Here is a 20577-nt window from a genome sequence, read left to right as displayed (position 1 = left end):
ACAGCCCTACCGGCCCCGTTCGAACGCCACCACACCGTCGACCACGGTCAGCACCGTTTCGGCGGTGAGGATCTCGGCCGGAGCCACCGTCATCAGGTCCTTTGAGAACACGGTGACATCGGCCTTCTTGCCGGCTTCCAGCGTGCCGCGATCCGTTTCGGCGAAGGCGGCATAGGCGGGCGCCCAGGTCAGCATCTTCAGGGCCTGGGCCCGGCTGACGGCTTCTTCCAGATGCCAGTCCTCGTTGGCGAAGCCGGTCAGGCTATGGCGGTGGACGGCGGCGTAGAACTCGATGCGCGGATCGCCGACCTCGACCGGGGCGTCCGAGCCGGCGGCCACGACCGCGCCGCTCTGGAGCATGTCGTTCCAGCGATAGCCCTCGTGCAGGCGCGCCTTGCCCAGGCGGGCGGGGGCGAAATAGAGATCGCCGATGGCGTGGCTGGGCTGCATCGAGGCGATGACGCCCATCTTTGAAAAGCGCGGCAGGTCGGGGTCGGCGACGATCTGGGCGTGCTCGATCCGCCAGCGGGCGGCGGTGTCGCCGGCCAGGGTCTCGCCAAACCAGTCCAGCACCATGCGGTTGCCGCGATCGCCGATGGCGTGCATGGCCACCTGGGCCTTCACGGCCCGGGCCTGTTTCATCAGCGCCAGCCCCTTGTCGCGCGGGGTCAGCTGCAGGCCCGTCCCCTCGGCGTCGCTATAGGGCTCGAGCAGGGCCGCGCCGCGCGAGCCCAGGGCGCCGTCCATATAGAGCTTGATGCCCCGCGTGCGGATCAGGCCGGTGGCGTCCTCGAAGGGGCCCTTGGCCAGCACCTCGGCGGCCCCGCTGGGGTCCATGTAGTTGTCGACGCGGAGGTGGAACTTCTTCTCGGCGGCCAGGGAGGTCATCAGGGCCAGGTCGGGCGCCTCGACGCTCATATTGCCAAGGCCGGTCCAGCCGCGCGAGGCATACAGCGCGCCGGCCTTTTCCAGGGCCTGACGCTTGAGGGCTTCTGACGGCGGCGGAATGACCCCCGCCACCAGCGACTGGGCGTGGTCGATCAGCATGCCGCTGGGCAGGCCGTCGGCGCCTTGCAGGATCTGGCCACCCGCCGGAGCGGCCGTGTCCTTGCCGACGCCGGCCTGGGCCAGGGCGGCGGAGCTGGCGACCGAGGCGTGGCCGTCGGAGCGTTCCAGCACGATCACCCGGCCGGGCGCGGCGCGGTCCAGATCCGCACGGTTGGGGAAGCGCTTCTCGGGCCAGTGGGTCTCGATCCAGCCCCGACCATAGATCGGACCGTCCGGATGGGCGGCGGCATAGGCGCTGACCGCCTTGATCAGGTCCGCGACCGAACCGGTCTGGTCCAGGTTGAGGGTCAGTTCGCGCAGGCCAACCCCGGTCAGGTGGGCGTGGGCGTCGACAAAGCCCGGAAAGGCGGCTGCGCCCTTCAGGTCGATGTCGCGAACGTCCTTGGCGGCCTTGGCGCGGGCGGCGGCCAAGTCGCCGACGAACAGGATCCTGCTGTCGCGGATCAGCACGGCCTGGGCGCTCGGCGCGGCCTCGACCCCGGTATGGATCGGTCCGCCGTGGATCAGCAGGTCGCCGGCCGAGGCTGTCGAGACGGTTGCGGACGCCAGCAAGGCGGCGAGGACGATGGGGCGCACGGCGATCTCCAGACAGCAAGAAACGGAAATCGTAGGGCGCCGCTCGAAAGCCGCAACCGCGATGCTATAAATGAGGGATGCAGGGGACCGCTTTCGCGCTTTTTGACACCGTTATCGGCCGCTGCGGCATCGCCTGGGGCGTTTCCGGGCTGATCGGCGTGCAATTGCCCGAAGCGACACCCGGCGCGGCCTGGGCGCGCCTGCGCAAGCGTTTCCCCGAGGCGGTCGAGACGCCGCCGTCGCCCGCGATCGAGCAGATCATCGAGCGGGTGCTGGATCTGCTGGCCGGTGGTCGCGACGACCTGACGGACATCCCGCTCGACCTGACCGGCGTCCAGGCCTTCAACCTGCGGGTCTACGAGATCGCCCGCGCCATCGCGCCCGGCGAGACCTCGACCTATGGCCAGGTGGCCCGCGCCATGGGCGAGCCCGGCGCTGCGCGGGCGGTGGGCAAGGCTCTGGGCGAGAATCCCTGGCCCATCGTCGTGCCCTGCCACCGGGTGCTGGCCGCGTCAGGCAGGATGGGCGGGTTTAGCGCCGAAGGCGGCGCCAACACCAAGGCCCAGTTGCTGACCCTGGAGCGGGCGCGGACGAGCCCCGTACCGACCCTGTTCGACCTGGAATTTTCGGTGGCTCCGCCGCGCGGCGGATAGGGCCCCGGCTCAAGTTAACGCCGTGAGCGGAACTGGCGAACAGGGGCGAAACGAATCAGGACCGAATCAGCGACATCGGCCGATTCAGTCTTTGTTCCCTACAAGCCATTGTATCTTAATTCGGATTAACCACAAATGGTCCGTCACAGGGGGCTATTTGGCGTCAGCCGGGCAGCTGGCCCCCACGCGCCGGGCGTCCATCACGCCGGCCAGCGGAATTCCGTTGATGGTCTTCAGTTTGACGTCCAGCTTGAAGCTCTCGGCGGTGTAGTCGCCCTTGGCGGTCACCGGGGCCACGCGACCCTTCTTGTCGGTCCACGCACCCTTCAGGGCGATCTTGCCGTCCTTCACCACCCGAGTGGTGTAGTCGCAGGTATATTTGCGCGTGCAGATGCCCTTGGCGAACTGCTCGACATCGGCCTGCTTGAGGCAGCGCGACTCGTCCCCGGCCGGGATGGGGCCGATCCGGTAGCTGTATTCCCAATGACCGGGAAGAATCGTGGCCGGCGCGGGCTGGGCGGCCTGGCTCAGGCCGGCGGTCAAGGCGAGACCTGCAGCGGTCAGGGCGAGGGCGATCAGACGCATGGGCGGGTGCTCCTTCATGGGCTCTCTATATAGGGCGGCAGATGAACCTGTCTTGAAGGCGGTCGTGAGGCGATCTTCATCCGGGTGGATGGCTCGAAGCGGGCTTGCCGCCTTGACTCGGCAGGCGCCCTTCGCCTATATCGCCCGCTCTCGCGTGGCGGCTCGTCCGGCGCGCCCCGAAATTCATGTCTGCGAAGCTCAGGCTTCGCCCAGCCAAGGTAGTCCCATGTCGCGCCGCTGCGAACTCACCGGTATCGGTCCGATGGTCGGCCACAATGTGAGCCACTCGAACATCAAGACCAAGCGCCGCTTCCTGCCGGCCCTGTCGCCGGCGACGCTGGCCTCGGATTCGCTGGGCCAGACCTTCCGTCTGCGCATCAGCAACGCCGCCCTGCGCACCCTGGACTTCAAGGGTGGCCTGGACGTGTTCCTGCTGGGCGCCAAGGACGAGCAGCTGTCGCCGCGCGCCCTGAAGATCAAGACGCAGGTCAAGGCCAAGGCCAAGGCCGCCGCCTTGGCCGTCGCCGCCTAAGCGACGATCGCGACCAACTATTGAAAGGCCCGCGAGGAGCGATCCTCGCGGGCCTTTTCGCGTCTGTGCGCCGGCGCCCTGCCAAGCAAGGTCCAGACAAAGCAAAACCCGGCGCGGAGGACCGCGCCGGGTTTGGTACGCTACGCTACTGAAACAGGTCGGCTTAGCGGGCCGAGACAACCGAACCCGAAGCCGGGTTGGCGGTGTTGTAGGCGGTCAGGGCCGGGCTGTTGATCTTGGCGACGGCGTCGCTGACCGAGGCGCGGATGCAGGCGGGGTACAGGTAGCCGGACATGGCTTCGCCGCGAACGTCCTGCCAGCAGACGGTGCTGGCGGCTTTGACGATGTCGGCGCGGACTTGCTCGGCGGACTTGCCGGAGACCTTGACGCGGAGTTCGGCGGCCGAAACGGGAGCGGCGACGGTCAGGGCGATGGCCGAAACGGCCAGGGCGATGGTGCGGATCATGTTGTGTAGTCCACGAAAGGGGGTTGGGTTCAACCTCCTCCCGACGCGTTCCTCTGACGGTCCTTCCGGTTCTCGCCTGCTCGGCCGTCGACAAAAGTCATAGTCTCGCCTTTTTGGGTTATCAACGATTATGTTGCGCTGCACCTGAATTTCTTCACGTCTGCCTCGACCTGAAGCGAGCGGCGAAGCGGGGGGCTGGCGGCGCCTATCGGGTCGGCATGGACCTGCGGGTTGGGTTCAACCTCCCCCCGATGCGTTCCTCGGACGGTGCTTGGGTCTCGCCTCGCAACCGGCAAAACGCATAACCACGTTGTCGGTGCGCGCGAGATACCGCAGCGCAACATGGAAGTATCGCCAGCAATGCGCTCACCGTCGGCGGACGGGCTTTTTGACCTTGAGGGGCGCTGGCGGCGGTGGCGGCGGCGTCCAGTCGAAGGCCATCAGCAGGGTGCGCTGGCCCGGCAGGCCGCCGTCGTCCGAGATCAGATAGACCCGGGTGGCGCCTGAAGGTGTGGTGCTCAGGGCCAGGCCCTCGTAGTTGTCGCGCGTGGTCGAACCGTCCAGATGCAGGCTGGCGACTGCGGTCTGCCGGGCGGGCGGGGCCATCGGATTGGCCACGAAACGCAGGATGCCGCGCCAGCCCCGGATGGGGTCGAAGCCCCGGTGGAAGGTGGCGATGGCCGGGCCGTTGAACGCGGTCATGGCCGTCAGGCCCCAGGTGAAGTCCGGACCCTGCTGCGGGGCCAGCGCCTGGCAGGCCGCCGACAGCTTGCACAGCCAGGTTTCGCCCTCCTCGCCGCCCACCAGATAGGCGTCCGGGCCGGCGGCGGGATAGGCGGCCAGGGCCTCCATGCCTTCATTGTAGGGAAGGATCGTGGCCGGCTTGGGCGCGGGGCGCGGCGGCCCGCCTGCCGCAGGATAGAGCCAGATTCGATGGTCGCGCTCGAAGCTGATCAGGCGGTCGCCGTTGGCCAGGATCGCCAGGCCCTCGGCGTCGGCCTTGTCCTTGTCTTGCAACGGCTGGCCATCGGGGCCCTTCAGGCCCTCCAGCTTGCCGTGGCTCAGGCCGACCAGTCGGCCGGCGGGATCCAGCACCAGCCGAGCCTGGAAGAGATCGCCAAAGTCGGTAACGGCCGCTAGCCCACCGTCCGCGGTGATGGCCAGATCCGACAGTCCGTGCAGGCGCGAGGTCTCGGAACTGGTGATGGCGACGCCGCCGGCGAACACGAAGCCTTCAATCGTGGTCCGGGCCGGGTTGGACGCATCCAGCGGTACGGGCGTGGTCTGCAGGGCGATCTCCGGACCGGCCTTGACGGGAACCACGGGCAGGGGCGGCGGGGGCTTGCGGCCGCAGTGGCTCAGCATGCCGGCGGTCAGGGCCAGCACCAGGCCGATCCGCAGGCCGATCATGCAGGAACCTTGCGAGCCGCCTTGGGAGCCGATGGCTGAACGGTCTGCAGCGGCGCCAGCAGGCCGCGCGCCTTCTTGACGGCGCGGGGCTCCTCGTCGAACAGGGCGGCCAGCTGCTCGACCAGAACGCCGCCCAACTGTTCCACATCGACGATGGTGACGGCGCGACGATAATAGCGCGTCACGTCATGGCCGATGCCGATGGCGATCAGCTCGACCGGGCTCTTGCCCTCGATCTCGGCAATGACCTGGCGCAGGTGGCGCTCCAGATAGTGACCCGAATTGACGCTGAGGGTGGAGTCATCCACCGGCGCGCCGTCAGAGATCACCATCAGAATGCGGCGGGCTTCGGGCCGGCCGATCAGGCGCTGGTGGGCCCACATCAGGGCCTCGCCGTCGATGTTTTCCTTCAGCAGGCCTTCGCGCATCATCAAACCCAGGTTCTTGCGAGCCCGGCGCCAGGGCGAGTCGGCGGCCTTGTAGATGATATGGCGCAGGTCGTTCAGGCGGCCCGGCGCTGGCGGCTTGCCGGCCTTGACCCACTCGTCGCGGGACGTGCCGCCCTTCCAGGCCCGGGTGGTGAAGCCCAGCACCTCGGTCTTGACGCCGCAGCGCTCCAGGGTGCGCGCCAGAATGTCGGCGCAGACGGCGGCCACCATGATCGGCCGGCCGCGCATCGAGCCGGAATTGTCGATCAGCAGGGTCACGCAGGTGTCGCGGAACTCCTGATCCTCTTCCTGCTTGAACGACAGGGGGGCCGTAGGGTCGATGATCACCCGGGTCAGGCGGGCGACATCCAGCATCCCCTCCTCGAGATCGAAGGTCCAGGCGCGGTTCTGCTGGGCCAGCAGGCGGCGCTGCAGCTTGTTGGCCAGGCGAGAGACGACGCTGGAAAGCGCCGACAGCTGCTGGTCCAGATAGGCCCGCAGCCGGGTCAGCTCCTCGGCGTCGCAGAGGTCCTCGGCCGGAACGATCTCGTCATAGCTGTTGGTGAAGATCTTGTAGGCCGGCTCGCCCGGCTGGGCGGGGCCGCTGTCAGGACGCGCCGGCTTGGCGCCGTCGCCCATCTCGGGGCTCTCGTCGCTGTCCTCGGGCTCGCCGTCCTGCTCGGACTGGACCATCTCCTCGTCGCCGGCTTCGGTTTCGCGGTCGGAGGTGTCGGTTTCCTGCGGGGTTGAGCCCTCGGACTGATCGCCCTCGCCCTCGCCCGGATCCTCGTCGGAGGTCTGGTCCTGCTGGTCCTGCTCACCGCCGTCCTCGTCGGAGCTTTCCGTGGCGTCCGACATCTCCTCGCCCAGATCCAGGTCCCGCAGGATCTCGCGGCTCACCCGGGCGAAGGTGGCCTGGTCGTCGATGGCGGCGGCCAGACGGTCCAGGTCCTTGCCGGCCTTGGCCTCGATGTCGGCGCGCAGGATGTCGACCAGGGCCTTGGCGCCCTCCGGCGGCGCATCGCCCGTCAGGCGCTCGCGGACCATCAGGCCCAGGATCTCGGCCATGGGCGCCGACTGGCGGTCGGTGGCGACCGTGCGGGTCAGGCCCTGCTTTTCCAGGCGGGCTTCGAGCGCGGCCGTCAGGTTGGCGCGAACGCCGCCCATGGCGTTGGCGCCGATGGCTTCCAGCCGCGCCTGCTCGATCGACTCGAAGGCCGCCTGACCGTCGGGCGAAGAGGGACGGGCGCGCGCATGGGCCTGCGCGTCATGGTGGGCTAGACGCAGGGCCATCTGGTCGGCCAGCCCGCGAATGCGCGCGGCTTCCTTGCTGTTGAGGTCGCGCGGGGGATGCGGCAGCACCGCGCGCTTGCCCATCAGCACCGGGCCATCGCCCGAGAACACGACCTCAAGATCGGGCATTTCGGCAAGCGAACGCGCGGCGTGCGCCAGGGCGCGCTTGAAGGGTTCGGTCGGGCTTTCGGGCTTGGACGCCATGACTATCGGTTACCGGCCCCGGGCGGCGAAAACAAGGAACGCTGTGCGCTCTGGCGGGTTGTTTTGTCAGAAGCGCTGCCGGCTTCCCAAACAAGGAAACGCATCATGCTGAAGTGGGCCATCATCCTCGCCATTGTCGCCCTGATCGCCGGGGCTCTGGGCTTTACCGGCCTCGCCGGCGCGGCTGCAGGTGTCGCCAAGATCCTGTTCTTCCTGTTCCTGGTCGGCTTTGTGCTGGTGCTGCTGCTGGGCGGCGTCATCTTCAAGGGCGCGAGCCGATAGGGGAAAGCGTCAGGGGGAGCGCCAGCGCTCCCCCATCTTGCTGGCTCTAGGGGGCCGCAAACGCCTTCGACTGCTCGCCGACCAGCGCCACCAGGTCGCCCATCGCCAGATTCACGTCGATCAGGTGCAGGCCCCAGTCCTTCAGCGGCTGGCCAAAGACCAGGAGGTCACCGGTGATGTCGTCGACGCGGGGGTCGGCCGGGTCGGCGTTCACATCCACCGACAGATAGGTGAAGTCGCCGGCGCTGACGCAGCGCCCCGAGACCAGGCCCGGCGCGGAAACGAACGGCGTCGTCACCTTCACGGACTTGGCCCAAGGCTTGGGCGTGGCGGCCGAAGAGCCCATGCCGCCGGCGCTGAAATAGGCCTGCAGAGGAACGGCGTCAGTCTGGGTCTTGCCGGCCACAAGGGCGGCGGGGTTGACGCAGGCCGAGCGCAGGCCTTGCGGGTCGGTCCTGCCAAAGCGGCTGGCGGCCGGCGGCGGCGAAGAACTGCGGAACGACACATAGGACACCACGCAGCCGGTCTGGCTGGCGCTGGCGCAGGTCGGGATCGAGCCGTACTTGCCCGCCGCGTCGACCGGCGTGTTCATGCCCAGGATCAGGGCCGAGATCATCTGCTTCTGGACCGGCTTGCCGTCGATCTCTTCCTTCAGCAGTTGCAGCAGCATCCGCGAGCCCTGGCTGTGGCCGATCAGGACCACGCCCCGGCCCTTGTTCTCCTGCGTCAGGTAATGGTTCCAGGCGTCGCGCACGTCGGCATAGGCGAGGGCGGCGTCGCCGGCCTGTCCGCCCATCATCACCTTGCGCAGGGCCGCCAGGGTGATCTGGCGATACATCGGCGCATAGATCCGGCACTGGGCCCCGAACCGGGTGAGCTGGTGCTCGACCACCGAACGCTCGGCGGCGTCGATGGTCATGTCGCTGTTGCCGCCCGGATCGGTGGACACGGTCGGATAGACATAGAAGCAGTCCACCGGCGCATTGGCGGCGGGCTTGAAGGCTTCGCTGCTGGCCTTGCCGTCGGCGGTGACGATGGTCGTGGTCTGGTCGGTGGCGCAGGCATCGGTGCGGCCCGGAAGGCACAGCCAGTTGTCGGCCTTGGCGTAATCGTTCGGCGTGGCGGCAGCCGGCGTCTGGGCGCAGGCGGCGCTTCCCAGGATCAGGCCGGCGGTCAGGCCGATCGCGGCCAGCATGGTCTTGGACATCGTTTCCCCACTTCGCGCTCAAACGCTTGTTTGGAAGACCATGGCAAAAGGCGGCGGCCGCGCCAAGGCCCTGAGTCCTAGTTGTTATGGCCCGGTTGTTGCGGCGCGGCGGAACGCCGTCCCGAAACGGCACGTGTTTTTGAGTGCGAACCCGATGAAGACGCCGTTCAGGACCCTTTTGCTCGCCGGCTCGATCGTGGCCGCGACGAGCTTGGCCGCGCCGGCTCTGGCCGATGGCTATCCCGCCGCGCTTCAAAAGGCGCCCGCCAAGCGACCCAAGCCCGTGACCAAGGTGGTCTATGTCGACCGTGTCGTCGAAAAGCCCGTCTATATCGACCGGCCGGTGGATCGCGTCGTCGAAAAGATCGTCGAGCGCCGCGTCGAGGTTCCGGTGGTCAAGGTGGTGGAAAAGATCGTCGAGAAGCCGGTCTATGTGGATCGGCCCGTCGACCGCGTGGTCGAAAAGATCGTCAAGGTCCCGGTCGAGCGCATCGTCGAAAAGCCGGTCTATATCGACCGCGTGGTCGAGCGGCCGGTCCAGGCGGCGCGCGACTGCGATTGCGGCCCGCGCCATGAGCGCCGGCGCGAAGATCACCGGGCCTCGGGCGGCGTGATCATCAGCGACGAAACCTATGAGTCGGAAAGCGCTCGCTACGAGGAGAGCCAGGAAAGCCGCTCCTGGGACGGGGCGGCCTATTATGGCGGCAACCAGAACTTCTCCACCCGCTACGGCCTAGGCGGCGGTTGGCTGCCCCAGCCGGTCGATGCCGCTCCCGACCATCCTGTCCAGCCGCCCTATATCGGCGGCGGCTATGTCGGGCGTCCCTCCGGTGGACGGGGCGGCGGCTATTATGGCGGCGTGGTCGGCGGATCCGGCGGCGGCTGGGCGGGCGGTTCCGCCAGAAGCTCGGCTTCAGCCACGGCTTCGGCTTCGAGCTCGGTTCGCGTCACGGTCGGGGGCGGCGGCTCGGGTTGCGGCGGTTGCGGCGGCAAGCGCTACTAGGACTCGGTCTGCACCGGCAGCCAGCGGCGGGGGAACTTGTCGCCCAGCGCGCGGATCTCGCCGGGCTTGAGGCCCAGTTCGCGCATCCGATAGGCCACGATCTCGCGGATGGCCTCGACCGGCTCCGTGCCCCGATAAGGGCTGGAGGCCACGGCGCCGGCTTCCAGGGCCAGATCGACGGCCGCCCATTCGGCCCGGGCCCGCTCGGGCTTGCCGACCCCGAAATAGTGCCGGACGGGCGCGCGTTCGCCGGCGATCTCGACCATCACGCCGACAACCCAGCCTTGAACAAGAAGATCGGCGTCGGGGCGCTGGCGGAACATGGCTGCTGCTTGGCCGCGCGCGGGGGCGGCGTCAACCGGTGAACCGCAGTGTTGTCACTCTCTTTGAGAGAGGGACCATGAACGCCGCCCCGTTGCCGCCCCGCCAAAGAAAAAGGGCGGGACCTTTCGGTCCCGCCCCTCGTCTTGTTGGTTCAGCAGGTGCTGACCGGACTTCTTAGAAGTCCATGTCACCCATGCCGCCCATGCCGCCGCCCGGAGGGCCGCCGGCCGAGGCCTTCTTGGGGGCTTCGACGATCGCGGCTTCCGTGGTGATCAGCAGGCCGGCCACCGAAGCGGCGTCTTGCAGAGCGGTGCGGACAACCTTGGCCGGGTCGATGACGCCGTCCACGATCAGGTCGACATACATTTCGGTCTGGGCGTTGAAGCCGAAGGTGGCCGAGTCGCTTTCCAGAACCTTGCCGACCACGATCGAGCCTTCAACGCCGGCGTTTTCGGCGATCTGACGGATCGGGGCCTGCAGGGCGCGACGGATGATCGCGATGCCGGCGGTCTGGTCGGCGTTGTCGCCGGTCAGGCCAGCCAGGGCCTTGGAGGCCTTCAGCAGGGCGACGCCGCCGCCGGGGACGATGCCTTCTTCAACGGCCGCGCGGGTGGCGTTGAGGGCGTCGTCGACGCGGTCCTTCTTTTCCTTCACTTCGACTTCGGTCGAGCCGCCGACGCGGATCACGGCAACACCGCCGGCCAGCTTGGCCAGACGCTCTTGCAGCTTTTCCTTGTCGTAGTCCGACGTGGTGTCTTCGATCTGGCGCTTGATCTGGGCGATACGGGCTTCGATCGCGTCCTTCTCACCGATACCGTCGACGATGGTGGTGTCGTCCTTGGTGATCGTGACCTTCTTGGCCTTGCCGAGCATTTCGAGCGAAACGTTCTCGAGCTTGATGCCCAGGTCTTCCGACACGACTTGAGCGCCGGTCAGGATGGCCAGGTCTTCCAGCATCGCCTTGCGACGATCGCCGAAGCCCGGAGCCTTGACGGCGGCGACGCGCAGGCCGCCACGCAGCTTGTTGACCACCAGGGTGGCCAGGGCTTCGCCCTCGACGTCCTCGGCGATGATCAGCAGGGGACGGCCCGACTGAACGACGGCTTCCAGCACCGGCAGCAGCGGCTGCAGCGACGAGAGCTTCTTTTCGAACAGCAGGATGAGCGGCTCTTCGAGCTGAACTTCCATCTTGTCGGGGTTGGTGATGAAGTAGGGCGACAGGTAGCCGCGGTCAAACTGCATGCCTTCGACGACGTCGAGTTCGGTCTCGGCGGTCTTGGCTTCTTCGACGGTGATGACGCCTTCGTTGCCGACCTTGTCCATGGCCTTGGCGATCATTTCGCCAACGTCCTTGTCGCCGTTGGCCGAGATGGTGCCGACCTGGGCGATCTCGTTGTTGGTCGTGACCTTCTTCGAGGACGCCTTGATGTCGGCGACGACGATGGCGACGGCCTTGTCGATGCCGCGCTTCAGGTCCATCGGGTTCATGCCGGCGGCAACCGACTTGAGGCCTTCTTGCACGATGGCTTGAGCCAGGACGGTGGCGGTGGTGGTGCCGTCGCCGGCCTTGTCGTTGGTCTTCGAGGCGACTTCGCGGATCATCTGCGCGCCGAGGTTCTCGAAGCGGTCAGCCAGTTCGATTTCCTTGGCGACCGAGACGCCGTCCTTGGTCGAGCGCGGAGCGCCGAAGGACTTTTCGATCACGACATTGCGGCCCTTGGGGCCGAGGGTCACCTTCACCGCATTGGCGAGGATGTTGACGCCGCGCAGCATCTTGTCGCGGGCGTCCGAGGAGAAATAAACGTCTTTAGCGGCCATGTTGAGAGCCCTTCAAAAGAGAAATAGGGGGTTGGAAAGTCGTTCGGACGGAGGAGGACTTAGGCCTCGACCACGCCCAGAACGTCGCTTTCCTTCATGATCAGCAGGTCTTGACCATCGACCTTCACTTCCGTGCCCGACCACTTGCCGAACAGGATGCGATCGCCAGCCTTCACGTCCAGAGCGACAACGTCGCCCTTGTCGTTACGGGCGCCGGGGCCGACGGCGACAACTTCGCCTTCTTGCGGCTTTTCCTTGGCGGTGTCGGGGATGATGATCCCGCCCTTGGTCTTGGTTTCTTCTTCGACGCGCTTCACGAGGACGCGGTCGCCCAGGGGACGAAATTTCATAGGATGTTCTCCGTCGGGACGGTTAGAATTAGGGATCGCCAGCGAGGGAAGCGCTGCTGTTAGCAGTCGCCCCCGGTGAGTGCCAGCGCCGGGCAGGAGGTAGTGCCGGGGGATGGCGGAGTCAAGGATTGCGCCCTCCGATTCTGGCGCGCCAAATGCCCCGCGCCGCCTCGGCGGCCAGCCAGGACAGGCGTAAGGACAGGCTTGATGAAACGTTTCCTATCCTCGGCCCTGGCGGCCAGTCTGGGCCTGGGCCTGATCCTCGTGGCCGGTTGCGTCAGCGCCCCGCCGCCGCCGCCTGGTCCCCTGACGGTTTCGGACGCTGGACCGGTCGTGCTGGCTCCCGGGCAGGCGCTGCGGATCGAACTGCCGCTGAACGCCGGCACGGGCTATTCCTGGCGCCTGGATCGGGAGGCGGACGGCACGGTTCTGAGCGGCGGCTCCAGCCAGACCACCAACGCCGCCCTGCCGGGCGGGGCGATCATGACGATCTTCACCTATCAGGCCACGGGGCGCGGCACGGCCGAGCTGTCCTTCACCCTCAAGCAGCCGTGGATGCCCGACACGGCCGGCGACACCCGACGGGTCTTCAGGGTGCTGGTCAAATGATCGACCATATCACCCTGGGCGTGGCGGATTTTGATCGCTCGGCGGCCTTCTATGACAAGGCCCTGGCGCCGCTGGGCCTGTCCCGGCTCTACACCGTGCCGCCGGAGTTCACCGGCGGGGTGCAGTCCACCGGTTATGGCGATACCCGGCCGTTCTTCTGGATCGCCGGCCAGGATGCGGCGCAGGGCAAGGTGCATGTGGCGTTTCGGGCCCAGACCCCGGCCCAGGTCGACGCTTTCCATGCGGCCGCCCTGGCGGCGGGCGGACGAGATAACGGTCCGCCCGGACTTCGCCCTCATTACCATCCAGACTATTACGGCGCTTTCGTGCTGGACCCGGACGGGTTCAACATCGAGGCCGTCTGTCATGGCGCCGCGCCCGCGGCGCCCGTCTGAACCGACCTCAAGGAGCGCGCCGCGCATGTCGAGCTATGCCCTGTCCCTGCTGCTGGCCGTGATCGCCTGCGTGATCGGTGGCGCGCTGGGCGGCATCGCCCTGGCCAGGCCGGCCCAGGGGCTTGGCATGGCGGGCCTCGCCCAGGGTGAGGCCACGCTGCCCCCGCTGCTGGCGGAGGGAAGGGCGTTCGGCGGCCTGCTGGTGCTGTCGCATGCCGGGGCGGCCCTCTATCTGGGCTACCAGCCGGGCATTGGCGCGGCGATGGCCTTCGTCCTGGCCCTGGCCTGGTTCGGCGTCGCACTGGGTCGCGCCGCTTCGCTGCTGATCGACAAGGCCAGCGGCCGGTTCAATCTGGGCAACCTCGTTTTCGAAGTGCTGATCGGGACCACCCTGGCGCTGCCGTTTCTCAATCCCGGTCGCCTCGTCCTGCGCGGCGGGATGATCGTTTAGGGGCGCGCGCCCTCGTGCCTTAGCAACCACGCCTTGCGCTCGAGACCACCGCCATAGCCGGTGAGCGCGCCTGTGGCGCTAACCAGCCGGTGGCAGGGCACAAGGATGGCGATGGGATTGGCGCCGTTGGCCGCGCCCACGGCCCGGGTGGCCGCAGACTTTCCAATCCGGGTGGCGAGGGCGGCGTAGGTCGAGGTGGTCCCGGCCGGTACGTCGAGCAGGGCGGTCCAGACCTGACGTTGGAAGGCTGTGCCGTGGGTCGCCCACGCGATGGCGGAAAGGGCGTCCAGGGCGCCCTCGAAATAGGCGTTGAGCGCGGCGCGCACACCAGCCGGCGCGGCGCCGGTCTCCGGAGACAGGTCGCCATAGTGCAGGCGCAGCAGTCGACCCATGCGCGGCATGTAGTTATGAAAATCCAGCGCCCGCACGGCGCCGGTCTCGTCGGTGACCAGCAGGATCTCGCCCAGGGGCGAGGGGAGGCGGTCGAGGCGGAGGCGTGACGGGCGGGTCATTTCGTGGTTATCGCCCCACGGTTCAGACGCGTCGTTCCGCTTCTTGCGCACTCAAAATTCTTGTCATCCCGGAAGCCTCGCAGAGGCTGTCCGGGACCCAGGGGCCGACGCAATGCGGTTGTCCTGGGTCCCGGCTCTTCGCTTCGCTGCGGCCGGGATGACAAGCCATTTTGATGGATGATTTAAGCGATACTAGCGAATACCCGGAACGTGCAGGGCCGCTTCCTTCTCGGCCTTCTGCTTGTAAACCAGGTCGCCGTACTTGCCGTATTCCATGCGGGCGATGGTGCGCTGGTGCACTTCATCCGGGCCGTCGGCCAGGCGCAGGGTGCGGATGCCGGCATAGGCCTTGGCGAGACCGAAGTCGGTGGTCACGCCGCCGCCGCCGTGGGCCTGGATGGCGTCGTCGATGATCTTCAGGGCCAGGCGCGGGGCCGCGACCTTGATCATGGCGATTTCCAGACGGGCCGACTTGTTGCCGGCCTTGTCCATCATGTCGGCGGCCTTCAGGCACAGCAGGCGGCACATCTCGATGTCGATGCGGGCGTCGGCGACGCGTTCTTCCCACACCGACTGGTCGGAGATGAACTTGCCGAACGCCTTGCGGCTCATCAGGCGCTTGCACATCTTTTCCAGCGCGACTTCCGCCGTGCCGATGGTGCGCATGCAGTGGTGGATACGGCCGGGGCCAAGGCGGCCCTGGGCGATCTCGAAGCCGCGGCCTTCGCCCAGCAGCAGGGCGTCTTCCACGGGAACGCGGACGTTCTTGAGGATCACCTCGGCATGGCCGTGCGGGGCGTCGTCATAGCCGAACACCGGCAGCATGCGGACGATCTCGATACCGGGGGCGTCCAGCGGCACCAGAACCTGGCTCTGCTGGGCGTGACGGCTGGCGTTGTCCGGGTCGGTCTTGCCCATCACGATGGCGACCTTGCAGCGCGGATCGCCCACGCCCGAGGACCACCACTTGCGGCCGTTGATCACATAGTGGTCGCCGTCGCGCTCGATGCGCGTCTCGATGTTGGTGGCGTCCGAGGAGGCCACGTCCGGCTCGGTCATCAGGAAGGCGCTGCGGATCTCGCCGTTCATCAGCGGGCGCAGCCAGCGCTCCTTCTGCTCCAGCGTGCCGTAGCGCATCAGCACTTCCATGTTGCCGGTGTCAGGCGCCGAGCAGTTGAAGACTTCCGAGGCGAAGCCGACCTTGCCGAGCTGCTCGGCGATCAGGCTGTATTCCAGGTTGGTCAGTTGCACGCCCTCGAAGACGAACGTGTCGTCGACGTGGGTCTGGCCGCTGTGCGGCGGCATGAAGAAGTTCCACAGGCCGGCGGCCTTGGCCTTGGCCTTCAGTTCCTCGACGACCTGCACGACCTTCCAGCGCTCGGCGCCGAGGACGTTCATCTCGGCCTCGTATCGCGGGATGGCCGGCACGATGTGCTCGTCCATGAACGCGGTGACGCGATCGAGGAATTGCCGCTGCGTGGGGGAGATGTCGAAATCCATGGCGCTTCCCAATCCCTGTCTTCAAACGTTTGTTTGAAGTGGTTGTAGCACCGGGCTGACGCGGACGGCAAGATGGGATGGCAAGCAGACTTGCAGCCGTGGGGCGGCGCCCTTCAAGATGCCCGCCATGAACATCCAGATTCTCCCCCTCAACGGCCGCCATGTGCGGCTGGAACCCATCACGCCTGACCTCCCCGGGACCCTGCGCGACGAATTGCGCGCCGCCATCGACTGCGATCCCGAGAGCTGGGAAATCATGTCGACCAACGGCTGCGGTGAGGGCTTCGAGGACTGGTGGGGCGCGCTGCAGGGTGAGACCCAGCGCGGCGAGCGCATCGGCTTCGCTATCCGCCGGCTGTCCGACGGCAAGGTGGTGGGCACGTCCAGCTATCTGAACATCCGCCGCCTGCACAAGGGGCTGGAGGTCGGCTCGACCTTCCTGCATCCGGACGCGCGCTCAGGCCCGATCAATCCGGAGAGCAAGCGGCTGATGCTGGGCCACGCCTTCGCGGCCGGCGCCATCCGGGTGGAGTTCATGATCGATGTCCGCAACGCCCGCAGCCAGGCGGCCATCACAAAGCTGGGCGCCGACAAGGACGGCGTGCTGCGCAATCACAAGATCACCTGGACGGGCCACGTGCGCGACACGGCCGTGTTCTCGATTACCGACGCCGATTGGCCGGGCGTCAAGCAGCGGCTGGACTTCCGGCTGACGGAGACGTTCGTCTAGATCAAAGTTCGCTGCGAGCAATGAGTCTCATCTCAATGCTTCACGGTTTCGAGCGAGCTTTGGCTTGAATGATCGCCGCTATACCCAATTTGGGGGCGGGGCCAAGGTGTTGGTAACCGTCATGCTGCAAGTATTCGCTGCATGGGTGGCATGGCGTGTTTGAGAATCTGCATTGAACACGGCGCACAAGAAGCGTCTGCGGACGGCGTTACGCCGGGCAAGATCGATCGCACCGCTGCGCTGTATGTTGAGAGCCGCTGGCCGCCGCCCCGGCGTTTTGGTCAGGTTGCGCCCGGGGCCTATGTTCTGGTCGACCCTAACGCCGAGTTCCTGGATGGCGAGGAACTCAAGCAGATCGCCAGCGAGCTTCAGCTGCGCCTGTTCGGCACTCAAGGCCGAGAAGACCTGTGCATGCTCACCTATGAGGGCGACGAGACCCAGGTGCTGCGCTTTGCGTGCCTGCCCGAGGCCGAACTGCTGTCCATGAGGGGCGGAGAGCCACCGCCGCCCGTCGGGCGCACCCGCGTCGTCACGCGAGATGGGGTGCAAGAACTGGCCTCCTGGGGCTCGACGCCGCGCAACGTCGCCCAGGCCGCCGTTGGACCTCTCGACGGGCCGCGCCTGGGATGGCGCGGCGTCTACAATCCCGTCACCGAGTATTTCGAGGCCAGCCAGCCGCAATTCATGCTGCGGGAGCCTGAAAAGACGGTCCCGGACGACAGCCAATACATGCGGTCGGATCTGGCGATGCTGGATGCGAACGTCGCCGCTCTCGAGCAGCAGCCGGATCTGCGCTTGCAGACCGATTTCCGGATGTGGAGCCTGGTTCGCACCAGCCTGCGGGAGGCCTATCAGGCCAGGCTGTCGTCCCTGTCCCCATCGGTCGTCGATCAGCTGAGCGCCCAGGTCTATGAGACGCCGCGCGACTTGCCGTTCTCGGCCATCGCGCCGTTGCGCGATCTGCTGCGGCCGGTGTTCCAGCGAATCGAACTTCGGATCGAAGATGCCGGGTTCAATGTCCGGGCTGTACCGGCCAATCTGATCGACGGCGTGGTCCTGCAATTGTCAGGCGCCGACGAACTCCAGCGCCTGCTGAGCCTGCGGCGGTTCCTGTCTGCGCGTCGGCAATATATCGACCTAAAGCTGCGGCAAGGCGTCACAGGCGTGCGATCACGCCGCGAATTTGACCTGTGTCGCGAGCTGAGACTGTCCTCGGTGAGCGGACCTTTTGTCACGGCTCCGTTCAGCGAACCCCTGCTGGAACAGGCGTTCCCGCATCCGGGTTTGCCGTTCAGAAAGGCTCATCCACCCTCTGAAAACCAAGGGTTGAGTTAATTCTCGCACACTAGTCTCCCTAACCAATTGGCGATGAATCGCGGGTAAGTCAGTGAGCATGACCGCGATCGCCTGTTTGCGCCTGCTCATCGACGATCACGCCTTCCCGGCCCTGCGGGCCCAGGAGGCGGCGGACGCCTATCTGAAGGCGCGCTGGACCGCCCCGCGCCGTTACGGCGCCGTGGCGCCCCTGGCCTTCGTTCTGGCCGATAGCCGCGCCGCGCAGCTGGATCCCGTCGAGATGCAGGCCCTGGCCGCCGAGCTTGAGGCCAGCCTGTTCCCCGGCCGCAAGAGCGGGCAGGTCTGTCTGATGACCTTCGAGGGTAACGAGAGCGCGGTCCTGAAATTCGCCAGCCTCAGCCAGGCTGAACTGGCCGGTCTGGTGGCTGGCGAGGGCTATGGTGGCCCCGCCGGTCGTGTTCAGGTGATCACGGCCGAAGCCATCCGCGCTGTGCCCAGCACGCGCGAGGAGGCCCTCGAAGCCAAGGCGGCGGCCGTCGCTCCGCCGGCTCCCATCACGCCGCCGCCTGTCGTTCCAGCGGCTGCCGCGGCGCCTGAGACCGCTGCGGTTCAGGTCGAGACGCGGGCGCCTCAGGCCCCGGCTCCTGCGCCGGTCGTCCGGGCCAATCCGGCGCCGCCTCCGCCTCCGCCGCCATCCAAGACCGGCTGGTGGGGTCTCTATGATCTGCCGGCCGAGGCCTTTGTCGGCTCGATGATCGGCCTGCGCGCCGATCTCACCGACGCGCCCCCCGAGGCGGATTCGGCGCTGCTGACCCGTGACCTCAGCTGCCTCAACGACGCTCAGACCGCCCTCAAGACCGCGCCTTTCGGCGACTTCTACGTGCCGTTCGGCTTCTGGAACCTGACCACGCCGCACGCCCAGGACGCTTACAAGACCCGCCTGTCGCGCTATCCGCTGGACCTGCAGCCCCGCCTGGGCGCCAGCGTCTATGGCACCCCGCGGGAGGCCTCTCTGGGTCTGGTCAGCCAGATCCGCGCCTTCCTGAAAGGCAGCTTCGCCTTCCTCGACCTCAACGTGGTGGATCCGACCTTCCCGGTGCACAACCTGCCGCCCGAGCTGATCGACAGCGTCACCTTGACCCTGACCGGCGAGGATGAGCGCGAGCGCCTGAACAAGATCCTGAAGTTCGTAGAGCGCCAGGGCGTCTATCGCGGCAAGGGCGTGGCCCAGTGCGTGGCCGGCGTCAGCAGCGCCAACGAACTGGACGCCTGCCGCCAGGGCGGCGTCGCCCGGGTGCAGGGCACGGCCATCACCGGCTTCCTCGACAAGCCCGTCGCCCAGGCCGAAGGCGCGCCGCTGGCGCAGGCCCGCGACGCGGCCTGACGGTCCTTCTCGGGCAGACGGATCGGGTCTCCCCAAAGAGACGAATTTGTTATAGTATAACATAGCATATTGCCTGCGCCGCCCGCCTCGGCTACTGGTGTTACATTGTAACATCGAAAGGCGTTCGCGTGTCCCAGACGTCAAGGATTGATCGCCGCCTGCCGGTGACCGTGCTTTCGGGCTTCCTGGGGGCGGGAAAGACCACCCTGCTCAACCATGTCCTCCACAACCGCGAGGGCAAAAAGGTCGCGGTCATCGTCAATGACATGAGCGAGGTCAATATCGACGCCGCCCTGGTGGCCGAGGGCGGCGCGGATCTGTCGCGCACCGACGAGACCCTGGTGGAGATGTCCAATGGCTGCATCTGCTGCACCCTGCGCGACGACCTGTTGCAGGAGGTTCGCCGCCTGGCCGCCGAGCGACGCTTTGACTATCTGCTGATCGAGTCGACGGGCATTTCCGAGCCCATGCCGATCGCCGCCACCTTCGACTTTCGCGACGAGGCCGACCAGAGCCTGTCGGACGTGGCGCGGCTGGACACCATGGTCACGGTGGTCGACGCCTTCAACTTCCTGCGCGACTACGCCTCGCGCGACAGCCTGGCCCAGCGCGGCGAGACGGCGGGCGAGGGCGACGTGCGCACCGTGGTCGATCTGCTGGTCGAGCAGATCGAGTTCGCCGACGTCATCGTGCTCAACAAGACCGATCTGGTCTCGCCGGAGGATCTGGGCCGGCTGGCCGGGATCATCGCCACCTTCAATCCGGGCGCCCGGATCATCCGCTCCGAACGCGGGGCGGTGGCGCTGGACGACGTCATGGGCACCCGCCTGTTCGACTATGCCCGGGCCGAGGGCGCCGCCGGCTGGCAAAAGGCCCTCATGGGCGAGGTCCTGCCCGAGACCGAGGAATATGGCGTCAGCCACTTCGTCTATCGCGCCTCCAGGCCCTTCCATCCCCAGAAGTTGAAGGTCTGGCTGGAGCGCGAATGGCCCGGGGTGATCCGCTCCAAGGGCTTCTTCTGGCTGGCCACGCGCTATGACCGGGTTGGCGGCTGGAGTCAGGCCGGGGCGGTCACCCAGCATGGCCCGCATGGCCGCTGGTGGGCCACCGCTCCCCAGGACCAGTGGCCCGACGATCCGGCCTGGCGGACGACCATCGAAAAGGTCTGGAAAGCTCCACATGGCGACCGCCGCCAGGAGATTGTGCTGATCGGTATCGATATGGATCAGGCCGCTCTGAAGAAGGGCTTTGACGACTGCCTGCTGTCGGACCTGGTTTTCGGCTTCGGCCCCAAGGGCTGGAGCAAACTGCCCGATCCCTTCCCGTCATGGGGCTAGAGCCGCCGCCCCTGGGTGACGGCGAGCCCTCCGCCGCCTGGGTCTCTGCCGCCCTGGGCGTCGACCTGGACGAGGCCGAATGGCTGCTGGTGCTCTACCGCTTCCTGCCGGCGGAGGGTGAGCCCCGACCGTACCGGGTCTATGAATGCGAGGCGCTTTAGGCG

23 protein-coding genes and 1 pseudogene are annotated in these 20577 nt (G+C 67.1%); 12 read left to right on the top strand and 12 right to left on the bottom strand.

Annotated elements, in window-relative coordinates:
* Nucleotides 1-6 precede the first annotated feature (6 nt).
* Nucleotides 7-1644, bottom strand: coding sequence for an amidohydrolase (locus ACW176_RS02055; RefSeq protein ID WP_492110700.1), 1638 nt, complete (start codon nucleotides 1642-1644; stop codon nucleotides 7-9).
* Between the two features lie 77 nt (nucleotides 1645-1721).
* Between ACW176_RS02055 and ACW176_RS02050 the strand changes: the two genes are divergently transcribed.
* Nucleotides 1722-2297 (top strand): methylated-DNA--[protein]-cysteine S-methyltransferase, encoded by a 576-nt coding sequence (locus tag ACW176_RS02050; protein WP_492110699.1) that lies wholly within the window; start codon nucleotides 1722-1724, stop codon nucleotides 2295-2297.
* Nucleotides 2298-2450: 153 nt separating this feature from the next.
* Here the strand turns inward: ACW176_RS02050 and ACW176_RS02045 are convergent, their stop codons facing one another.
* The gene (locus tag ACW176_RS02045) at nucleotides 2451-2882 is read right to left on the bottom strand and encodes a DUF3617 domain-containing protein (protein ID WP_492056527.1); all 432 of its coding nucleotides are present in this window, start codon (nucleotides 2880-2882) and stop codon (nucleotides 2451-2453) included.
* A 226-nt stretch (nucleotides 2883-3108) separates the two neighbouring features.
* Between ACW176_RS02045 and rpmB the strand changes: the two genes are divergently transcribed.
* The gene (gene rpmB / locus ACW176_RS02040; RefSeq protein ID WP_419318580.1) at nucleotides 3109-3414 is read left to right on the top strand and encodes a 50S ribosomal protein L28; all 306 of its coding nucleotides are present in this window, start codon (nucleotides 3109-3111) and stop codon (nucleotides 3412-3414) included.
* Nucleotides 3415-3577: 163 nt separating this feature from the next.
* On the opposite strand, the gene ACW176_RS02035 is transcribed toward rpmB, so the two are convergent.
* The 3 genes from ACW176_RS02035 to cobT form a co-directional block, all read right to left on the bottom strand.
* On the bottom strand, nucleotides 3578-3880 hold the full coding sequence (locus ACW176_RS02035) for a hypothetical protein (protein ID WP_492056528.1): 303 nt from the start codon (nucleotides 3878-3880) through the stop codon (nucleotides 3578-3580).
* A 366-nt stretch (nucleotides 3881-4246) separates the two neighbouring features.
* Entirely contained in the window at nucleotides 4247-5290 is a 1044-nt protein-coding gene (locus tag ACW176_RS02030; protein WP_492110698.1) for an esterase-like activity of phytase family protein, read from the bottom strand.
* Nucleotides 5287-7215, bottom strand: a complete 1929-nt coding sequence (gene cobT / locus ACW176_RS02025; RefSeq protein ID WP_492110697.1) for a cobaltochelatase subunit CobT — start codon at nucleotides 7213-7215, stop codon at nucleotides 5287-5289. Before cobT ends, ACW176_RS02030 begins: the two co-directional genes overlap by 4 nt.
* A 105-nt stretch (nucleotides 7216-7320) precedes the next feature.
* Between cobT and ACW176_RS02020 the strand changes: the two genes are divergently transcribed.
* On the top strand, nucleotides 7321-7497 hold the full coding sequence (locus ACW176_RS02020; protein WP_419318573.1) for a DUF1328 family protein: 177 nt from the start codon (nucleotides 7321-7323) through the stop codon (nucleotides 7495-7497).
* Nucleotides 7498-7543: 46 nt separating this feature from the next.
* Here the strand turns inward: ACW176_RS02020 and ACW176_RS02015 are convergent, their stop codons facing one another.
* Entirely contained in the window at nucleotides 7544-8704 is a 1161-nt protein-coding gene (locus tag ACW176_RS02015) for a DUF3089 domain-containing protein (RefSeq protein WP_492110696.1), read from the bottom strand.
* A gap of 154 nt (nucleotides 8705-8858) precedes the next feature.
* Between ACW176_RS02015 and ACW176_RS02010 the strand changes: the two genes are divergently transcribed.
* Nucleotides 8859-9707, top strand: coding sequence for an IMCp domain-containing protein (locus ACW176_RS02010; protein ID WP_492110695.1), 849 nt, complete (start codon nucleotides 8859-8861; stop codon nucleotides 9705-9707).
* On the opposite strand, the gene ACW176_RS02005 is transcribed toward ACW176_RS02010, so the two are convergent.
* The 3 genes from ACW176_RS02005 to groES form a co-directional block, all read right to left on the bottom strand.
* Nucleotides 9704-10030, bottom strand: coding sequence for a hypothetical protein (locus tag ACW176_RS02005; RefSeq protein WP_419318567.1), 327 nt, complete (start codon nucleotides 10028-10030; stop codon nucleotides 9704-9706). The genes ACW176_RS02010 and ACW176_RS02005 overlap by 4 nt on opposite strands.
* Nucleotides 10031-10205: 175 nt before the next feature.
* A complete protein-coding gene (gene groL / locus ACW176_RS02000; RefSeq protein ID WP_419318565.1) occupies nucleotides 10206-11849 on the bottom strand; it encodes a chaperonin GroEL in 1644 nt (547 codons plus the stop codon).
* Nucleotides 11850-11908: 59 nt separating this feature from the next.
* Nucleotides 11909-12199, bottom strand: a complete 291-nt coding sequence (groES, locus tag ACW176_RS01995) for a co-chaperone GroES (protein ID WP_010918572.1) — start codon at nucleotides 12197-12199, stop codon at nucleotides 11909-11911.
* A gap of 207 nt (nucleotides 12200-12406) precedes the next feature.
* Here groES and ACW176_RS01990 point away from each other — a divergent pair, with 207 nt between their 5' ends.
* From ACW176_RS01990 to ACW176_RS01980, 3 genes are read left to right on the top strand one after another with little or no spacing between them, the layout of a single operon-like run.
* On the top strand, nucleotides 12407-12808 hold the full coding sequence (locus ACW176_RS01990; protein ID WP_419318563.1) for a protease inhibitor I42 family protein: 402 nt from the start codon (nucleotides 12407-12409) through the stop codon (nucleotides 12806-12808).
* Nucleotides 12805-13203 carry a VOC family protein gene (locus ACW176_RS01985; protein ID WP_419318561.1) on the top strand — a complete coding sequence of 133 codons (399 nt, stop codon included), beginning with the start codon at nucleotides 12805-12807 and terminating at the stop codon, nucleotides 13201-13203. Before ACW176_RS01990 ends, ACW176_RS01985 begins: the two co-directional genes overlap by 4 nt.
* A 25-nt stretch (nucleotides 13204-13228) precedes the next feature.
* Entirely contained in the window at nucleotides 13229-13654 is a 426-nt protein-coding gene (locus tag ACW176_RS01980) for a DUF4345 family protein (RefSeq protein WP_492110694.1), read from the top strand.
* Here the strand turns inward: ACW176_RS01980 and ACW176_RS01975 are convergent.
* The 3 genes and pseudogenes from ACW176_RS01975 to ACW176_RS01965 form a co-directional block, all read right to left on the bottom strand.
* A complete protein-coding gene (locus ACW176_RS01975; protein ID WP_492110693.1) occupies nucleotides 13651-14166 on the bottom strand; it encodes a methylated-DNA--[protein]-cysteine S-methyltransferase in 516 nt (171 codons plus the stop codon). The two genes, ACW176_RS01980 and ACW176_RS01975, sit on opposite strands and share 4 nt — an antisense overlap.
* A 53-nt stretch (nucleotides 14167-14219) precedes the next feature.
* Nucleotides 14220-14335, bottom strand: a pseudogene (locus ACW176_RS01970) (hypothetical protein); the annotation flags it as partial.
* A gap of 23 nt (nucleotides 14336-14358) precedes the next feature.
* A complete protein-coding gene (locus tag ACW176_RS01965) occupies nucleotides 14359-15666 on the bottom strand; it encodes an acyl-CoA dehydrogenase family protein (protein WP_419318552.1) in 1308 nt (435 codons plus the stop codon).
* A 127-nt stretch (nucleotides 15667-15793) separates the two neighbouring features.
* On the opposite strand from ACW176_RS01965, the gene ACW176_RS01960 reads away from it, so the two are divergent.
* From ACW176_RS01960 to ACW176_RS01940, 5 genes are all read left to right on the top strand, one after another.
* Complete coding sequence (locus ACW176_RS01960; protein WP_419318550.1) at nucleotides 15794-16396, top strand: GNAT family N-acetyltransferase; 603 nt, start codon at nucleotides 15794-15796, stop codon at nucleotides 16394-16396.
* A 150-nt stretch (nucleotides 16397-16546) separates the two neighbouring features.
* Entirely contained in the window at nucleotides 16547-17731 is a 1185-nt protein-coding gene (locus ACW176_RS01955) for a hypothetical protein (protein ID WP_492110692.1), read from the top strand.
* 58 nt (nucleotides 17732-17789) lie between these two features.
* Nucleotides 17790-19076, top strand: coding sequence for a hypothetical protein (locus ACW176_RS01950; RefSeq protein WP_492110691.1), 1287 nt, complete (start codon nucleotides 17790-17792; stop codon nucleotides 19074-19076).
* Between the two features lie 128 nt (nucleotides 19077-19204).
* Nucleotides 19205-20413, top strand: coding sequence for a zinc metallochaperone GTPase ZigA (zigA, locus tag ACW176_RS01945; protein ID WP_492110690.1), 1209 nt, complete (start codon nucleotides 19205-19207; stop codon nucleotides 20411-20413).
* A complete protein-coding gene (locus ACW176_RS01940) occupies nucleotides 20404-20574 on the top strand; it encodes a hypothetical protein (protein ID WP_492110689.1) in 171 nt (56 codons plus the stop codon). The genes zigA and ACW176_RS01940 overlap by 10 nt, the downstream gene beginning before the upstream one ends.
* Nucleotides 20575-20577: the final 3 nt, after the last annotated feature.

It is taken from the genome of Caulobacter sp. FV1ye13L (assembly GCF_058681155.1).
The sequence above is the reverse complement of the archived record's forward strand: the minus strand, read 5'-3'. Positions and strand labels throughout refer to the sequence as shown.